Origin of the sequence: Methylocystis parvus OBBP, from assembly GCF_027571405.1 — a bacterium.
Classification (GTDB): Bacteria; Pseudomonadota; Alphaproteobacteria; order Rhizobiales; family Beijerinckiaceae; genus Methylocystis; species Methylocystis parva.
Map to the genome: position 1 here is coordinate 957768 of NZ_CP092968.1, position 14795 is coordinate 972562.

Sequence of the window (14795 nt, forward strand, 5' to 3'; positions counted from 1 at the left end):
GCTTAGGGGCTCATGCAAGCGGCGCTGAGAAGGCCGGCCGAGACGGACACGGCCGCGACCCATATCGCCGCGGCCAGAACATTTTCTTCGATCGCGCGCGAGAGGCCGGAATAGGCGAGCCGTGCGAGCGCGTAAGCGATGAGTTGCGTCATGAGCGCGACGAACCCCCACATCGCGAATTCCGGAATCGACCCCGTATGGTGGATCGCCCCGGCGAGCGCGATCGCGAAGCCGAGAAGGCTGCCGCCGAAGGCGATCGCCGCGGAAGCGCTCTGCTCCTCCACGATCAGCGCGAACTCGTCGTGACGCGTCACGCGCGTATAGACGAGGCAGTAGACCGCGCAGAAACCGACCGCCCCGGCGAAATAGACGGCGAAGGCCAGCAGGCCGGAAAGGAAGTCGGGCACGGCGGGGCCTCTCTTTGCTGAGTCGGGGCGAAGCATAGCACAAACGCGGCGTTACGCTGTGCGGGAGCGCACGGGGCTGGATCAGCCGCCGCCGCTGAAACGCCACGCGCCAGAGTCGCCGAAACCGCCATAGCGCGCGCCGGCGCCGCTCCCGCCATGCTGCTTGAGAAACGCGTCGCGCGATCGGTCGCTCTCCGACATGAGCTGCGTAACGCCGTTGTCGATCAGGCGCGCGCCTGCGCGCTCCTCCCGCCAATATTCCTGGCAAAGGCGCTCTGCTTCAGAGCCCGAATAATAGCCGTCGCGGCAATTGTGCTGACGCCGCTCGCTGCTCCCCACGCCCGCGATCACGACGCCCGCGCCGATAACGGCGATCGAGACGATGACGGTCGCTGAACGCTTGCGTCTTTCCTCCAGCGCGACGGCGAATTCGGTTTTCGGCTTTTCGAGCACTGATTGGGAGAGAGACTTCGCGCCGGCCGCGCGGCGGATCGAAGAAGCTTCGAGGACGTTCGCCGACTCCCCCGTTTCGCGGGGCTCTGGCGTCGGCATGGGATCACGATGTTCGGACACATGCGCAGTCACGCCAGAAGCGGACTGGCGACTTAGAGGGTTCACTCCATTTTCCTTGGTTTTCAAAAAGTCTTCATGCAAAGCGCGCGCATTTATCGCAGTCTTGGAGAAATAAAATTACGTGCTCGGCAATCCGACATGCGCGCGATTATAAAACGGGTCGGCCCCGCCACAAGCAAAATGCGACAGGGCCCTGTCGCATTTTACGACTGCATCGAACGCAATGCTTAATCATTGCTCGCGCTCACGCGCCAAACGGCGCCGCCGGCGTCGTCGGCCACGAGCAGGCCGCCTTGTCTGTCGACGATGACGCCGACCGGCCGCCCGCGCGCTTCGCCCTTCTCGTTGAGAAAGCCGGTCAGCACCTCCTGCGGCATGCCGACCGGCGCGCCATCCTCGAATTTAACGAAGATGACGCGATAGCCGGCGCGCGGAGTGCGGTTCCAGGAGCCATGCTGCGAGACGATGGCGCCGTTCTGAAACGGCCCGAGCTTGGCGGCGCCGACAAATGTGAATCCGAGGCAGGCCGTATGCGAGCCGAGCCCATAATCCGGCTTGATCGCCTTCGCGACGAGATCCGGTCTTTGCGGGCTTACGCGCGCATCGACATTCTGTCCCCAATAGCTGTAGGGCCAGCCATAAAAGCCGCCCTCCTTCACCGACGTCATATAGTCCGGCACGAGATTGTCGCCGATCTCATCGCGCTCATTCACCGAAACCCACAAAGCGCCGGTCGTCCGGTTCCAATCCAGGCCGACAGGATTGCGCAATCCCGACGCCAGAACCCGCTTCGAACCCGCGACGGGATCGATTTCAAGAATCGCGGCGCGATCCTGCTCTTCTTCGAGACCGTTTTCGCCGACATTGCTGTTCGATCCGACGCCGACATAGAGACGCGCGCCGTCCTTCGACGCAAGGAGGCTTTTCGTCCAATGATGATTACGGCCTGCGGGAAGATCGACGACCTTCTCGGGCGCGGCGTCGATGCGCGTTTCGCCGTCCTTGTACGGGACGCGCATAAGCGCATCGGCGTTTGCGACATAAAGCTTGTCGCCGATGAGCGCCATGCCGAAAGGCGAGGTCAACTTCTCGATGAGAACGGCCCGGGTCTCCGCGACGCCGTCGCCGTCAGCGTCGCGCAAGATCGAAATGCGATCGGCGCTGCCCTTATGAGACCCCGCTTCGCGCATGACGAATCCCTCGAACCATTGGCGCAGACTTACGCCCGCGCTCGCAGGCTGTGGCGGCGCGTCGGTCTCCGCGACGAGAACGTCGCCATTCGGCAATTGATACAGCCAGCGCGGATGCGCGAGATTTGTGGCGAAGGCCGCGACCGTCAGGCCCGGCGCCGCCTTGGGCGTCTCGCCAGGTCCCCAGCCGACGGCCGGGGCGACATCGACATGGGGGGTGACGCTCGGCCGCGGTTCGGGCAAGGTCGGATTCGGGCCATATCCTACGCTTTCGGGAAGCGCCGGACCACGATCGCAGCCTGCAAGCGCAAATGCGAATGACGCCAGCGCCGGGGCTAAAGCCCAGGAATAATTCCACGAATAACTCTTGGCGGCCATAATGCTTCCTTTCTTGCGCATGACATTTCCCGTCAGCCACTCACCTATTCCGCACATGGCGCGAGGGCGCGGGAGCGCAAGCTTTCGCTCGCCCGCATCGACGGGCGCACTAGCTCCGGAACTTGTCGAAAGGAGTGCGTCCATGGCGGCGGGCCGCATCTATGTCGGCGTCGGCGGCTGGAGCTTCGCGCCCTGGCGCGGCGTGTTTTATCCGGGCGAGGTTTCGCGAGCGCATGAACTCGACTATGCGAGCCGTCATCTCACATCGATCGAAATCAACGCCACCTTCTATCGCACACAGACGCGCGAGACCTTTCTGAAGTGGCGCGACGAAACGCCGGAGAACTTCGTCTTCAGCGTCAAGGCGCCCCGCTTCGCGGTGACGCGCCGCAATGCGGATGAGGCGCAGGCGTCGATCGCGCGCTTCTTCGACAGCGGCGTCGCGGCGCTCGGCCACAAGCTCGGCCCGGTGCTGTGGCAATTCCCGCCGACGAGAAAATACGCGCCGGAATTTTTCGACGCCTTTCTGTCCGCGCTGCCCAAAGAGTGCGAAGGCCGCCCCATGCGCCACGCGATCGAAGTCCGCCACGAGACGTTCGAGACGACGGACTTCGTCGCGCTGGCGCGCGCGCATCACGTCGCCATCGTCGTCGAGGGCGACTCGGATTTTCCGATGATCGCCGATCTGACGGCGCCTTTCGTCTACGCCCGCATCATGGGAACCGACGCCTCGCGCAAGCAGGGCTATGATAAAATGGACCTCGACCGCTGGGCCGCGCGGGCGAAGCTCTGGGCCGAGGGCGGCGCGCCGGACGATCTGCCGAGGCTCTGCGCAAATACGCCGAAGCGGAACGTCCGCGACGTTTTCCTGTACGTCATACGCGGCGCGAAAATCCGCAATCCCGCGGCTGCAATGGCGTTGATCGAACGCCTTCAAAAATGATGGGGCAGCAGATGCAGATAATTTTTCTTGATCCAATTTAATAAAGCGAGCAACGCGACGGCGGAAAAGGCGACGACGAGGATCAGATAGACGCGCATCGCCACGTCGAAGAGAAAGAGCAGGATCGAAAACACCGCGCGCAGCAGCGCATCGAAAAGCCCCTCATAAAGCCTTCGACGATTGGCGTAAAAGCCCATGCTCAACAGGATCGACCCGCAACCCGCGCCGAGCAGAACCGGGTTGAAGTCCTCATTGATCCCGTCGCCCCAATCGAGCAGAAGAATCCCCGAAAAGAACGCGAAAACCGATAAAATTGCGAAGGCGCGGCGGCGCAGAAAATCGCCGATCCGCTGACGCAGCGTGCGCCGGTTCGATTTGTGGAGAAAGCTCTCGAATTTGTGCTCGAAGTCGTAAGCCTCCCGCACGGGCCGGTTTTTGAGAACGTTATAGGCTTCGGTAACGCGCTGAAAACTCGCGGGATCGCCGCCCTTGTCGGGGTGATGTTTTTTTGCGAGCCGGCGATAGGCGGCGTTGATCTCCCGCGCGCCCGCATCCTCCTTGACGCCCAAAACCTCGTAATGCGACCGCATTGCCCCGCCCGGCTGGGATGAATGTGGCCCATCTTTGGCCGAGAGCGTGGCAGGATCAAGGAAATGAAAAAATGAACGGCAGGCATCTGTTAGGTGCGGAAAATAAAGCTGTGAATTCCATTATTTAGCTTGTTTTATAACTTAAACTCGGCAATTGTCGACGAAAAATCGCGCAGCGGTTACATGTGAAAAAACGGCGAGCGGAAAAGCCGGCGGCGAGCGGAGCGAACGGAAATCATGCCGGAATCAGATACGTTGGGAAAAACGCTCGTCGAGCAGATCCGGCTTTTCGATTCCCTTGCGCACAAGGCGCTGACGAGAACGTTGGAAAGCCTCCCTGGGTCAAACAAGCATTTGTCTGGTTTTGGACTTCTTTGCGGCCTCGCAATTGCGCTCGCCTGCGCCGGCATATTCGCCGGCTCTGGAATTTCAGCCGAGGCGCTTTTGATTTTGCCCGTTATTCTATCGTCGATATATTTGTCGCGAGGTTACGCCTACTGCCTCGCCGCCATCTCGTCCGTTCTCGCCGTCATAAGCTTCAAGGTCTCCAACGTCGCCGATGGAGGGCCTTTCTCAATTTCCCTAAATCTCCCGCTCGCGCTCCTTGGTTTCATCGCCCTCGCCGAATTCGGCTCGCTCGCGACGGAGACCATCCGGGAATTGCTGAGCTACATCGACGCATTGCACGAGGAATTGGCGCTCGAGCGGCTGAAGAATGGGGAAGCCTCCGGAAATGCGGAGCTGGACGAGGACGAATAGCCGATAGGCGCATCTAAGCTTTTAGATCTGGTAGACCAGCGAGCGAACCGCCGACGACGCAGCGATACGCGCTGAGACAAGAAACGATTTCCCGCATCGTAGGGCGCAATCACAAGCGATCGATCGCACGACTTCTGGCGGATTTGCCCAGGCATGCATGGCGGCGCCAGCAGCGCCTCACTCCCACTCGATCGTCCCCGGCGGCTTCGACGTCACGTCATACACCACCCTGTTCACCCCCTTCACCTCATTGATGATCCGTGTCGCCGCGCGACCCAGAAACGCCATGTCGAAGGGGAAGAAATCCGCCGTCATGCCGTCGCTCGACGTCACGGCGCGGAGCGCCAGCACGTAGTCATAGGTGCGGCCGTCGCCCATCACGCCGACGCTGCGCACCGGCAGCAGCGCGGCGAAAGCCTGCCAGATGTCGTCGTAAAGTCCCGCCTTGCGGATTTCGTCGAGATAGACCGCGTCGGCCTTGCGCAGAATGTCGAGCTTCTCGCGCGTGATGAGGCCGGGGCAGCGAATGGCGAGGCCGGGGCCGGGGAACGGATGTCGCCCGACAAAGGCTTCCGGCAATCCGAGTTCGCGGCCGAGCGCGCGCACTTCGTCCTTGAAGAGCTCGCGCAGCGGCTCCACCAGCGCCATGTTCATGCGCTCCGGCAGGCCGCCCACATTGTGATGCGATTTGATCGTCACCGAAGGGCCGCCGGTGAAGGAGACGCTCTCGATCACGTCGGGATAAAGCGTGCCCTGCGCGAGGAACCGGGGCGCGCCGCGGCCGTCTTCGGCGATCTTCTTCGCCTCGGCCTCGAAGGTCTCGATGAAGAGGCGGCCGATCGTCTTGCGTTTCACTTCGGGATCGTCGACGCCGTCGAGCGCGCCCAAAAACAATTCCTCCGCCTGCACATGATGCAGCGGAATGTTGTAGTGGTCCCGGAAGAGGCGCACGACCTCCTCCGCTTCGCCGAGCCGCAGCAGACCGTGATCGACGAAGACGCAAGTCAGACGGTCGCCGATCGCCTCGTGGATCAGCACCGCCGCCACGGCGCTGTCGACGCCGCCCGAAAGACCGCACAGCACGCGCCCGTCGCCGACCTGTCTGCGGATCGCCGCGATGGCCTCGCCGCGAAAGGCGGCCATGGTCCAGTCGGGCTTCAGTCCCGCGACCTTGTGCACGAAATTGGAGAGCAGCTTGGCGCCGTCCGGCGTATGCACGACCTCGGGATGGAATTGCAGGCCGTAATAGCGGCGCGCTTCATCGGCGATCGCCGCCATTGGCGCGTTCTCCGAGGCGGCGATGACGCGGAAGCCCTCGGGCAGCTTCGTGACGCGATCGCCATGACTCATCCAGACGGTCGCACTCGCGCCCTTCGCCCACACGCCGTCGAAGAGCGCGCTCTGCTCCAGCGCTGTGATTTCGGCGCGGCCGAATTCGCGATGATGCCCGGCCTCGACCAGACCGCCAAGTTGCGTCGCCATGGTCTGCTCGCCATAGCAGACGCCGAGCACGGGGACGCCGCTATCGAAGATGGCCCGCGGCGCGCGAGGCGAGCCGTCATCGGTCACGGAGCACGGGCCGCCGGAGAGGATCACCGCCTTCGGGCGGATCTCGGCGAAGGCGCGGTCGGCGCTCTGGAAAGGCGCGATCTCGCAATAAGCCCCCGCCTCGCGCACGCGCCGCGCGATGAGCTGCGTGACCTGCGAACCGAAGTCGACAATGAGCACCTTGTCGTGGCGGTCGGCGATGTCGTGGTGAAAAGTTTCGGCGGCGGCGGTCATGTCGTTCCCTATCGGCGCCCTCCCCCGCTCTCCGCAGGCGGGGTGAGAGGCCAAGCAAAATCGAGAAGGCTGATTTCGGTCATCTGGGCGCGGAGCGCAACAAGACGTTGCGCGGAACCCTTTCGCTCCTCACCCTAACCCTCTCCGCGCCTTGCGGGGAGAGGGAAACGCTCAGCGTTACCCCCGCGCCGCATCACGCACACATAAAACCCATCGGCGCCGCTCGAAGCCGGCGACAGTCTCACCCCCGCCCCATGTGGCGAAGCGAAGCGGGCGAGGTCGGGGAGTCCCGCCCGTTCGGCGGTTTCAGCGCCGGGAAGCGCCGCGAAGTCGGCGTGAACGGCCAGAAAGCCCGCCATCTGATCCTCGTTCTCCTCGCGCAGCAGCGAGCAGGTGACATAAGCCAGCCGCCCGCCCGGCCTCACGAAGCGCACGGCCTGTTCCAGCAGGACCGCCTGCTCCTTCAGGCGCAGCTCCAGCGCGCCGGGGGCGAGGCGCCATTTGGCGTCGGGGTGGCGCCGCCAGGTGCCGGTTCCGGTGCAGGGCGCGTCGATCAGCACGAGGTCGCATCGGCCCTCGAGGTCCGCGAGCACGTCGGCCTTGCCCTTGGGCTGGCGCACCTGAATGTTGCGGGCGCCGGCGCGCTCCAGCCGCTCGTGGATCGGCATGAGGCGGCGGCCGTCGGCGTCATAGGCGTAGAGCTGCCCCTTATTGTGCATCTGCCCGGCGAGGGCCAGCGCCTTGCCGCCGCCGCCCGCGCAGAGGTCGAGAACCTGTTCGCCCGGCGCCGCCGCGCAGAGGAGCGCGGCGAGCTGCGAGGCCTCGTCCTGCGGCTCGACGAGACCCTTCACATAGGCGGTCTCCGCGGGGAGCGCGGGGCCCCTGCCCTGCCCGGCCTCGATCCGAAGGCCAATCGGCGAAAGCGGCGTCGGAATTGGAGCCAGATGGGCGAGCTTGGCCAGCGCCTGCTCGCGGGAGGCTTTGAGAATATTCGCCCGCAGATCGACGGGCGCGCGCGCCGCGAGGGCCGCGCCCTCCGCCGCCGCGCGATCGCCGAAAGCTGCCGCGAAGCGCTCGGCGAGCCATTCGGGATAGTCGCCCTTTACATGGTCCGGCGCGTCGTCGAGCGTCGCCGTCTCCAATCGCGCGCGCTCTTCCTCGCTGAGCGGCGGCGGCGCGTGGCGCTCGCCCGTGCAGAGCGCGGCGATCGCGGCCGCGTCTTGTCCCCGCGCCTCGCGCAAGGCGCCGAGCATGGTCGCGCGAGCCGTGTCGGAACCCATGATCCAGGCGGCGGAGGCCCTCTTTCGCAAGGCGTCGAAGACGAGGCTGGCGATGGCCGCGCGGTCCTTTGAGCCCGCGAAGCGGTGCGATGCGCCCCAATCCTTCAGCGCATCGGCGACGGGACGGCGGCGCGCGGCGAGGTCGTCGAGAATTTCGATCGCAGCGGAGACTTGGGCGGCGGGGATCATCGGGTAAGATCAGCTTTCCGGGAGGCGAATCGGGCGGCTGCGCCGCATGCGGTTCGCAGCGCCATTCATATGGGGTTCACCCTGCGAGGGCGACTGTCTCCCATGCAAAGCTGTCGATTGCAACGGAGCGACGCGGACGATGAGACATTTACGCTGGACAATCCTGTTGGCCGCTGTGGGCCTTGCCGGCTGCGGCCCGACGCCCGGTTACTATTACAGCGGCTATGGACCGGGCTACGGTCCCGGCTACGGCTATGGGGGCTACGGCTATCGCCATGGCGGCTATCGTCCGGCCGGCTATTGGGGCCGTCCGCAAGGCGGTCCCCCGCCTTACGGCCCGCAACCGGGCTATCGGCCCGGCGGTCCGGTTGGCGGCCCCGGGCCCGGCCGTCCGCCGGGACCGCCTATGGGCGGCTATCCGGGAACCGTTGGCGGCCCGGCGCCCGGCGGGCGTCCGCCCGTGCCCTATGTCGGGCCGACAGCAGCCGGTCCCGGCCCGGTCGCCGGCCCCGGATACGCGCCCTCGGGCGGGCAAGGGCCGAGATCCGCGCCCGTTCCGCGCTCTCTCTATCCGAGCGATCCTTACCCCGCCACGGCGCGATGATTTACCGGCGCTTCCGCGTCCTCGCGGGAGCGCCTCAATTCGGTCTTTATGGTCAAGCCTGCTTTGCTGCGGCGCAATAGGCGCCGTTCAACCCAGCAGCTCCATGACAAAACAGTCCAACCGCGCCGCTTTGGCGCTCGCCTTGCTGATCGCCCTCTCGCTGGCCGCCTGCGCCACGCAGCCGCCGCCCCCGGATTTTCCGCCCCCGCCCAAGCGCAAGCTCGACGCCAAGACGCAGCTCGAAACGGGGCGAACCTACCAATAGCGCGCGACGCCCTGCGCATTCAGCTCGCAAGGACGCGCAGGGCGAAATAGGCCCACATCGCCGTCAAGACGATGCTGGCGGCGGCGAAGGCCTGGAAGCGTCTGGGCAAGCGGTTGTCCGTGACATGGACATAGGCGTGCACGGCGCGGACGGCGACGAAGGCCCAGGCGCCGGCGACCAAAAGGAGGTCGACCTTGTTCATCGAAAGCGCCAGGGCGACGAGCGCATAGAACAGGACCGGCGTCTCGAGCTGATTTTGATAGGCGCGGCCGATCTTTGTGATTTGCTCCGGCCACGCGTTCTGACCGAGCGCGATGTCCTTTATCGCAACCTCGCCGCTCCGCACGGCGCGGACCCGCGCGCCCCCCAGCGTGAACAGAAGCAAGAAAGTCAGGGCGATCTGAAGAAAAACCGGAAGAAGAATAGCTTTCGTCATGCTGTCTCCATTCAGCCTGGCGGTTAGAGCGCCGCCGCCTACGTCGCCGCGCGGCGCGCGCCGATCCGGCGCACCGTTCCCGTCGCGGAACGATAGACGAGCGTCTCCGTCTCGAGCGCGCTTCTGCCGAAAACGACGCCTTTGACCAGCGGCCCGTCCGTGACTCCGGTCACGCAGACGACGACGTCGCCCGTCACCATGTCCGTCACGCCGTATTTCTTACGCGGATCGACGGGGCCGTGCTTTGCGGCGCGGGCGCGCTGTTCGGCGTTCTCCAGAACGAGGCGCCCCTGCATCTGGCCGCCCGCGCAGCGCAAAACCGCGGCGGCGAGGACGCCCTCCGGCGCGCCGCCGCGGCCAAGATACATGTCGACGCCGGTCTCGGCCGGGTGGGTGACGAAGACGACGCCGGCGACGTCGCCGTCGGAGATCAGCCTGACGCAGGCGCCGGCCTTGCGGCATTTCGAAATGATCTCGGCATGGCGCGGCCGGTCGAGCACGCAGACGGTGACGCCGCTCGTCGAAACCCCTTTCGCCTCCGCCAGCGCGCGCACATTGTCGGCCGGGTCGCGGTCGAGATCGACGACGCCGTGGGGATAGCCGGGGCCGACGGCGATCTTGTCCATATAGCTTTCCGGCGCATGCAAAAGCGCGCCGGACGACGCGGCGGCGGCGATGGCGATGGCGCCCGGCTGATCCTTGGCGCAAAGCGTCGCCCCCTCGAGCGGCGCCACGGCCAGCTCGACGTCGAGCCCGACGGCGCGGCCGATTTCGCAGCCGACATGAAGCCTGGCGGATTCGCTCTCTTCGCCCTCGCCGATGACGATGCGGCCGCGAACGGGAAGCCGCGCCAGCTCCTCATGCATCGCCTCCACGGCGGCGCGATCCGCCGCCATTTCATCGCCCCGCCCGCGCAGCCGCGCCGCCGCGATGGCGGCGCGCTCCGTGGCGCGCGCGAGTTCGATGGTGAGCAGTCGTTCGATCGACGCGGCGTCGAGCGGCTTCTGTTGAGACATGGCGACCTTCCGCGCGCTATTCGCGCTCGATGCGGATAACTTGCGCGCGTGACACGATCGTGCCGTCCTCGAAGATCAGCTCCAGCGCCTCGCGCACGAGATGTTCGCTCGTCGCATGCGTGATGAGGATCACGTCGACGCAGGCGCCGGGCGCGCCGCGCTTGCCGCGCTGCATGATGCTTTCGAGCGAGATTTTGCGCTCCGCCATGCGCGTCGCGATCTTGGCGAAGGCGCCCGCGACGTCTTTCACCGACATGCGGATATAGTAACCGCCTTCGTGCCGGCGCATCGGCGTGCGCTTGAGTTCGGTGAGCTGGCCCGACGGCAGGCCGAAGGGCGCGGAACGTACGCCTTTGGCGATGTCGGCGATGTCGGCGACGACGGCCGAAGCCGTCGCGTCGCCGCCCGCGCCGGGGCCGACCAGCGTGAGTTCATGGATCGCGTCGGCGTCGATCGTCACGGCGTTGAGAACGCCCATCACTTGCGCGATGGCGGAATTCTTGCTGACCATGGTCGGATGCACGCGCTGCTCGATGCCGTCCGCCGTGCGCTGCGCGACGCCGAGCAGCTTGATGCGGAAGCCAAGTTCGTCCGCCGCCTCGATGTCGGCGAGCGACACCCGCTCTATGCCTTCGATGTCGATCGACTCCGGGGAGATGCGCGCGCCGAAGGCGAGCGAAGTAAGGATGGCGAGCTTGTGCGCCGTGTCGAAGCCGCCAATGTCGAAGGTCGGGTCGGCCTCGGCATAGCCCAGGCGCTGCGCCTCCGTCAGACATTCCTCGAAAGAGAGCTGCTCGCGCTCCATGCGCGAGAGGATATAATTGCAGGTGCCGTTGAGAATGCCGTAAACGCGCTCGATCGAATTGCCGGCGAGCCCTTCGCGCAAGGTCTTCACGATCGGAATGCCGCCGGCGACCGACGCCTCGAAGGAGAGCGCGACGCGCTTTTCTTCCGCAAGCTGCGTCAGATGCAGACCATGGGCGGCGAGCAGCGCCTTATTGGCGGTGACGACGGATTTGCCGTGGGCGAGCGCCGTCTCGACGCTCGCACGCGCCGGCCCCTCGGAGCCGCCGATCAGCTCGACGAAGAGGTCGATGCTTTCGCTCGCCGCGAGCTTCACCGGATCGGCGAAGAACTCCGCGCCCGAGAAGTCCGCGTCGCGCTTCTTGGCCTGATAGCGCGCCGACACGCCCGTGACGACGATGCGCCGGCCGGTGCGCGCCGTCAGCGCCTCCGCCTGCCGGTGAAGCAGCCTCGCCACCGCCGCGCCGACGGTGCCGAGCCCCGCAATGCCGACGCGCAAAATCTCCGACATTTCAGCCCTTCCGGGATAGACGAGACGCCCCGCGAAACAGGGCCTGGAAGGGGAGCCTTGTGCACGATTCCGACGGGGGGATCAAGAAAAGGGGCCGAAGGGCGCCGCGGCCTTCACGGCCCCGCCGCCGCGCCGCCGCTCTTGCCCGCTTCGCCTGCCCTCCCCATTCTCTAGCCAGAGCCGCGACCGTCTCCGGAGGATTGCCATGAAAAAGAACGCCGCCGCACTTGTCGGTCTCGTCCTCGCATTCGCGCCCATCGCCGCCTATGCCGGCATCGGCGCGCATCTCGCCGCCGCGATCGAGCATACGGAAGAAGCTATTTCCGCCGACGTGAAGGCGGATACGAAGGAAATCGCCGTGCATCTGCGCAGCGCGCTGGGCCATGCCCGCGAGGCGCTGCACGAAAAAGCGATCGAGGCCGACCGCGCCGCCAACAGGCTCATCCACGCCGCGATCCGCCTCCTGAAGAAGGCCGAAGCGCGCGCCCGGTTCGGCGACTCGGCGGGCGCCGTGAAACATTCGACCGACGCCCTAGCTGAGATGAAGAAGGTCAAATAGCGGCGGAGCTGAGCGCCGGATTTCCGGCCCTTCGATTTTGTGGGAAGAACCGTTGCGCGAGGGCGGATGGCGGTTTTGAGCGAGCTGTCGGCGGCTTTCATCACCCTGCTCGTCGTGGTTGAGCCTCTGGGTCTCGCTCCGATCTTTCTCGCGTCGACGGCCGGCTACAGTCCCGACGCGCGCGCGGCGGTGGCCGCGCGCGCCTGCGTCTACGCCCTCTGCATCCTGACCGGCGCGGCGCTCGGCGGCGAAGCCCTGCTGAGAGCGGTCGGCGTCACCTTGTCGGCCTTCCACATCGCCGGCGGCCTGCTGCTCTTTTCCATTGCGTCGGAAATGGTGCTCGGCGTCCGCATCGGCCGCGACGCGGCGACCGCCGCTCGGGCCGTCGGAGAAAATAGCGGACACATCGCCGCCTTTCCGCTCGCCATTCCGCTCATGGCGGGTCCCGGCGCGATCGCCGCGACGCTGCTCATCGCCGGTGAAGCGCATGGCGACCCGGCGCGGCTGGCGGCGCTTGTCGGCGCGATTTTCGTGGTGATCGCAATCTGCTGGGCGGTCTGCCGCCTTGCGACGCGCGTCGAGCGGCTCATCGGCGCCGCCGCCAGCATCGTGATGGAAAAACTGATCGGCGTGCTGCTGGCGTCGCTCGCCGTCCAATATGTCGTGGACGGCGTGCGCGGTTCATTGCTCAGTTAAGCTCCGAAGATTACTTTGTTCGGCTGAAAATGTCTCTGAAGTCGTACTGCTTTTTGTGGACGAAGCCTTTGCGTGCGGCAAGCGCGCCCTTGCGGTTCAGCGTATCGATTTGCCACTGAGGTTTCGATTTCTGGCATCGCAGAAAGGCGAAGACGAAGAGTTCGAGGTCGTCGTCCGCAACAATCGTCGGCCACAGAGCTGCATTGTTCTTGGCGTCGCCGATGCCCGCCACGTTCGGCGGCTGGTCAAATATCCAGTCGCTAACGATCTGCACCGACTTGGCTGCGGTGTTCACGTTAATGAAATGCTGGACGTCCGCGTAGACGACCCCTTTCGTTCCGCCATTTTGCGTCACAAGGTCGAAGAAGAAGGCCATCTCCTGCAGCGTACGGGCGCGCGCGGCGCCGCGATCGCTCACCCATGTGTTCGCCAGTAATTCCGCCGAAGCCGCAGTCACGGCGATGCGGGCGTCCTGAATGGCGCGCATTTCGGGCGATCCCATAAAGGCTTTCAGCTCCGAAAGCGGCTCGGGATTCAACTTAGCGCCGACTTGCCAGCCTCGAACGATTGTCAGCCCATCCTGGATAGGGCTGTTGCAGGCGAGCCACATTTCAGGGCCGAAATTCGGCATCCGGGCCAATACGCGCGCTTCGCCCGCCTTTATGACCAACGGCTGAAGGCTACTCTGGCCAATATTCCACTGCAGCACCCCGCAGGAAATCCCCTGTCCGTCGAAATCTCCGGACACGCCTTCGTAAGGGCGGCTTGAGTTTTCGAAACGGCCGGTGACAGCGACGATTGCGGCAAGTTCTTCCTTAGTAAGCGGCATGAGAATGACTCCTTCAAAAATACATCCGTCAGAAATAGACGGCAGCATGCGCCGGCTCGAATTTGAGCCGGCGAACCTAGTTTGCAGGCGCCCGGAGACTGGACTGAACGATGCTTAATGCGCGACGTTCGACCAGATCTTGCGCTTCGTGAAATACAGCAGCAGCGCGAAGACGATCAGGAAGGCGAGGACGCCCTGCCCGATATGCTTGCGCGCTTCGAGATGCGGCTCGGCGACCCACATCAGGAAGGCGGTCACGTCCTTCGAATACTGGTCGACCGTCTGCGGCGCGCCGTCGTCATAGGTCACGGCGCCGTCCGAGAGCGGCGGCGGCATGCCGATCCGGTTGCCGGACATATAGGCGTTGTAAAACTGGCCGTCCGGCACGGTCACGCCATGCGGCGGCTCAGTATAGCCCTTAAGCAGCGAGGCGACGTAATCCGCGCCGTGCTCCTGATAGGAGAGGCCCGGAAGCGCGTCGAGCAGGAAGGTCGGAAAGCCGCGGCCATAGCCCCGCGCCTTCACCAGCACGGACATGTCCGGCGGATAGGCGCCCGACATCGCCGCGCGCGCCGCCTGCTCATTGGCGAAAGGCGGCGGGAAGCGGTCGCTCGGCCGCGCGGGACGGTCGTAATATTCGCCGGATTCGTTCGGGCCGTCCTTGACCTTGTAGCTCGCGGCGAGATCCGCGACTTCCTTTTCGGAAAATTGCGGGCCGCCGGGCTGAGCGAGATTGCGGAAAGCCAGCATCTTGATCGAGTGGCAGGTCGAGCAGACTTCCTTATAGACCTTGAAGCCCCGGCGCAGTTGCGATTTGTCGTAGCTGCCGAAGAAGCCTGCAAAGCTCCAGGCGTGGACCTCGGGCTTCTTCTCGTGATGTCCCTCCGCCGCCGCCGGCCCGACGGCGAGCGCCGCGACGATCAGCGCCGCGCCGGAGAGAAAAGACAAAATCGATCTGCGCATCATCGAAAGGTCCCGGTGAGC

Annotated in this window: 17 protein-coding genes; 6 read left to right on the forward strand and 11 right to left on the reverse strand. The window is 65.1% G+C overall.

Going from position 1 to position 14795, the window contains the following annotated elements; translation table 11 throughout:
* Positions 1-2: 2 nt before the first annotated feature.
* The 3 genes from MMG94_RS04745 to MMG94_RS04755 form a co-directional block, all read right to left on the reverse strand.
* The gene (locus tag MMG94_RS04745) at positions 3-407 is read right to left on the reverse strand and encodes a DUF350 domain-containing protein (protein ID WP_016919087.1); all 405 of its coding nucleotides are present in this window, start codon (positions 405-407) and stop codon (positions 3-5) included.
* Positions 408-488: 81 nt separating this feature from the next.
* Positions 489-1025 carry a hypothetical protein gene (locus MMG94_RS04750; protein ID WP_154420013.1) on the reverse strand — a complete coding sequence of 179 codons (537 nt, stop codon included), beginning with the start codon at positions 1023-1025 and terminating at the stop codon, positions 489-491.
* 182 nt (positions 1026-1207) lie between these two features.
* On the reverse strand, positions 1208-2548 hold the full coding sequence (locus tag MMG94_RS04755) for a PQQ-dependent sugar dehydrogenase (RefSeq protein WP_020372424.1): 1341 nt from the start codon (positions 2546-2548) through the stop codon (positions 1208-1210).
* A gap of 142 nt (positions 2549-2690) precedes the next feature.
* Here MMG94_RS04755 and MMG94_RS04760 point away from each other — a divergent pair, with 142 nt between their 5' ends.
* Positions 2691-3491, forward strand: a complete 801-nt coding sequence (locus MMG94_RS04760; protein ID WP_016919090.1) for a DUF72 domain-containing protein — start codon at positions 2691-2693, stop codon at positions 3489-3491.
* Here the strand turns inward: MMG94_RS04760 and MMG94_RS04765 are convergent.
* The gene (locus MMG94_RS04765; RefSeq protein ID WP_051001093.1) at positions 3482-4081 is read right to left on the reverse strand and encodes a J domain-containing protein; all 600 of its coding nucleotides are present in this window, start codon (positions 4079-4081) and stop codon (positions 3482-3484) included. The genes MMG94_RS04760 and MMG94_RS04765 overlap by 10 nt on opposite strands.
* 237 nt (positions 4082-4318) lie before the next feature.
* Between MMG94_RS04765 and MMG94_RS04770 the strand changes: the two genes are divergently transcribed.
* Positions 4319-4840, forward strand: a complete 522-nt coding sequence (locus MMG94_RS04770) for a hypothetical protein (protein WP_016919091.1) — start codon at positions 4319-4321, stop codon at positions 4838-4840.
* A gap of 177 nt (positions 4841-5017) precedes the next feature.
* On the opposite strand, the gene guaA is transcribed toward MMG94_RS04770, so the two are convergent.
* Together guaA and MMG94_RS04780 are read right to left on the reverse strand one after the other, a co-directional pair.
* Positions 5018-6622 carry a glutamine-hydrolyzing GMP synthase gene (gene guaA / locus MMG94_RS04775; protein ID WP_016919092.1) on the reverse strand — a complete coding sequence of 535 codons (1605 nt, stop codon included), beginning with the start codon at positions 6620-6622 and terminating at the stop codon, positions 5018-5020.
* 134 nt (positions 6623-6756) lie between these two features.
* The gene (locus tag MMG94_RS04780) at positions 6757-8091 is read right to left on the reverse strand and encodes an RsmB/NOP family class I SAM-dependent RNA methyltransferase (RefSeq protein WP_016919093.1); all 1335 of its coding nucleotides are present in this window, start codon (positions 8089-8091) and stop codon (positions 6757-6759) included.
* A 139-nt stretch (positions 8092-8230) separates the two neighbouring features.
* On the opposite strand from MMG94_RS04780, the gene MMG94_RS04785 reads away from it, so the two are divergent.
* Together MMG94_RS04785 and MMG94_RS04790 are read left to right on the forward strand one after the other, a co-directional pair.
* Positions 8231-8695, forward strand: a complete 465-nt coding sequence (locus MMG94_RS04785; protein WP_193787605.1) for a hypothetical protein — start codon at positions 8231-8233, stop codon at positions 8693-8695.
* Positions 8696-8798: 103 nt separating this feature from the next.
* Complete coding sequence (locus MMG94_RS04790) at positions 8799-8960, forward strand: hypothetical protein (protein ID WP_016919095.1); 162 nt, start codon at positions 8799-8801, stop codon at positions 8958-8960.
* Positions 8961-8979: 19 nt separating this feature from the next.
* On the opposite strand, the gene MMG94_RS04795 is transcribed toward MMG94_RS04790, so the two are convergent.
* Genes MMG94_RS04795 through MMG94_RS04805 form a run of 3 tightly spaced genes read right to left on the reverse strand, consistent with a single transcriptional unit; the run spans position 8980 to position 11727 of the window.
* Positions 8980-9396 carry an MAPEG family protein gene (locus tag MMG94_RS04795; protein WP_016919096.1) on the reverse strand — a complete coding sequence of 139 codons (417 nt, stop codon included), beginning with the start codon at positions 9394-9396 and terminating at the stop codon, positions 8980-8982.
* 38 nt (positions 9397-9434) lie between these two features.
* A complete protein-coding gene (gene glpX / locus MMG94_RS04800) occupies positions 9435-10412 on the reverse strand; it encodes a class II fructose-bisphosphatase (RefSeq protein ID WP_016919097.1) in 978 nt (325 codons plus the stop codon).
* Between the two features lie 16 nt (positions 10413-10428).
* Positions 10429-11727 carry a homoserine dehydrogenase gene (locus MMG94_RS04805; RefSeq protein WP_016919098.1) on the reverse strand — a complete coding sequence of 433 codons (1299 nt, stop codon included), beginning with the start codon at positions 11725-11727 and terminating at the stop codon, positions 10429-10431.
* Between the two features lie 205 nt (positions 11728-11932).
* Between MMG94_RS04805 and MMG94_RS04810 the strand changes: the two genes are divergently transcribed.
* Positions 11933-12286 (forward strand): small metal-binding protein SmbP, encoded by a 354-nt coding sequence (locus MMG94_RS04810; RefSeq protein WP_016919099.1) that lies wholly within the window; start codon positions 11933-11935, stop codon positions 12284-12286.
* A 66-nt stretch (positions 12287-12352) separates the two neighbouring features.
* Positions 12353-12982 carry a MarC family protein gene (locus MMG94_RS04815; protein WP_016919100.1) on the forward strand — a complete coding sequence of 210 codons (630 nt, stop codon included), beginning with the start codon at positions 12353-12355 and terminating at the stop codon, positions 12980-12982.
* A gap of 10 nt (positions 12983-12992) precedes the next feature.
* On the opposite strand, the gene MMG94_RS04820 is transcribed toward MMG94_RS04815, so the two are convergent.
* Positions 12993-13859, reverse strand: a complete 867-nt coding sequence (locus MMG94_RS04820) for a hypothetical protein (protein WP_016919101.1) — start codon at positions 13857-13859, stop codon at positions 12993-12995.
* A gap of 66 nt (positions 13860-13925) precedes the next feature.
* Positions 13926-14777 (reverse strand): cytochrome c1, encoded by an 852-nt coding sequence (locus MMG94_RS04825; RefSeq protein ID WP_016919102.1) that lies wholly within the window; start codon positions 14775-14777, stop codon positions 13926-13928.
* Between the last annotated feature and the right edge of the window lie 18 nt (positions 14778-14795).

What these genes read in the sequence shown, in the direction of transcription:
- MMG94_RS04755 (WP_020372424.1), bottom strand. Translation starts at nt 2,548, where the DNA reads ATGGCCGCCAAGAGTTATTCGTGGAATTATTCCTGGGCTTTAGCCCCG.
- MMG94_RS04760 (WP_016919090.1), top strand. Translation starts at nt 2,691, where the DNA reads ATGGCGGCGGGCCGCATCTATGTCGGCGTCGGCGGCTGGAGCTTCGCG.
- MMG94_RS04765 (WP_051001093.1), bottom strand. Translation starts at nt 4,081, where the DNA reads ATGCGGTCGCATTACGAGGTTTTGGGCGTCAAGGAGGATGCGGGCGCG.
- MMG94_RS04770 (WP_016919091.1), top strand. Translation starts at nt 4,319, where the DNA reads ATGCCGGAATCAGATACGTTGGGAAAAACGCTCGTCGAGCAGATCCGG.
- guaA (WP_016919092.1), bottom strand. Translation starts at nt 6,622, where the DNA reads ATGACCGCCGCCGCCGAAACTTTTCACCACGACATCGCCGACCGCCAC.
- MMG94_RS04780 (WP_016919093.1), bottom strand. Translation starts at nt 8,091, where the DNA reads ATGATCCCCGCCGCCCAAGTCTCCGCTGCGATCGAAATTCTCGACGAC.
- MMG94_RS04785 (WP_193787605.1), top strand. Translation starts at nt 8,231, where the DNA reads ATGAGACATTTACGCTGGACAATCCTGTTGGCCGCTGTGGGCCTTGCC.
- MMG94_RS04790 (WP_016919095.1), top strand. Translation starts at nt 8,799, where the DNA reads ATGACAAAACAGTCCAACCGCGCCGCTTTGGCGCTCGCCTTGCTGATC.
- MMG94_RS04795 (WP_016919096.1), bottom strand. Translation starts at nt 9,396, where the DNA reads ATGACGAAAGCTATTCTTCTTCCGGTTTTTCTTCAGATCGCCCTGACT.
- glpX (WP_016919097.1), bottom strand. Translation starts at nt 10,412, where the DNA reads ATGTCTCAACAGAAGCCGCTCGACGCCGCGTCGATCGAACGACTGCTC.
- MMG94_RS04805 (WP_016919098.1), bottom strand. Translation starts at nt 11,727, where the DNA reads ATGTCGGAGATTTTGCGCGTCGGCATTGCGGGGCTCGGCACCGTCGGC.
- MMG94_RS04810 (WP_016919099.1), top strand. Translation starts at nt 11,933, where the DNA reads ATGAAAAAGAACGCCGCCGCACTTGTCGGTCTCGTCCTCGCATTCGCG.
- MMG94_RS04815 (WP_016919100.1), top strand. Translation starts at nt 12,353, where the DNA reads ATGGCGGTTTTGAGCGAGCTGTCGGCGGCTTTCATCACCCTGCTCGTC.
- MMG94_RS04820 (WP_016919101.1), bottom strand. Translation starts at nt 13,859, where the DNA reads ATGCTGCCGTCTATTTCTGACGGATGTATTTTTGAAGGAGTCATTCTC.
- MMG94_RS04825 (WP_016919102.1), bottom strand. Translation starts at nt 14,777, where the DNA reads ATGATGCGCAGATCGATTTTGTCTTTTCTCTCCGGCGCGGCGCTGATC.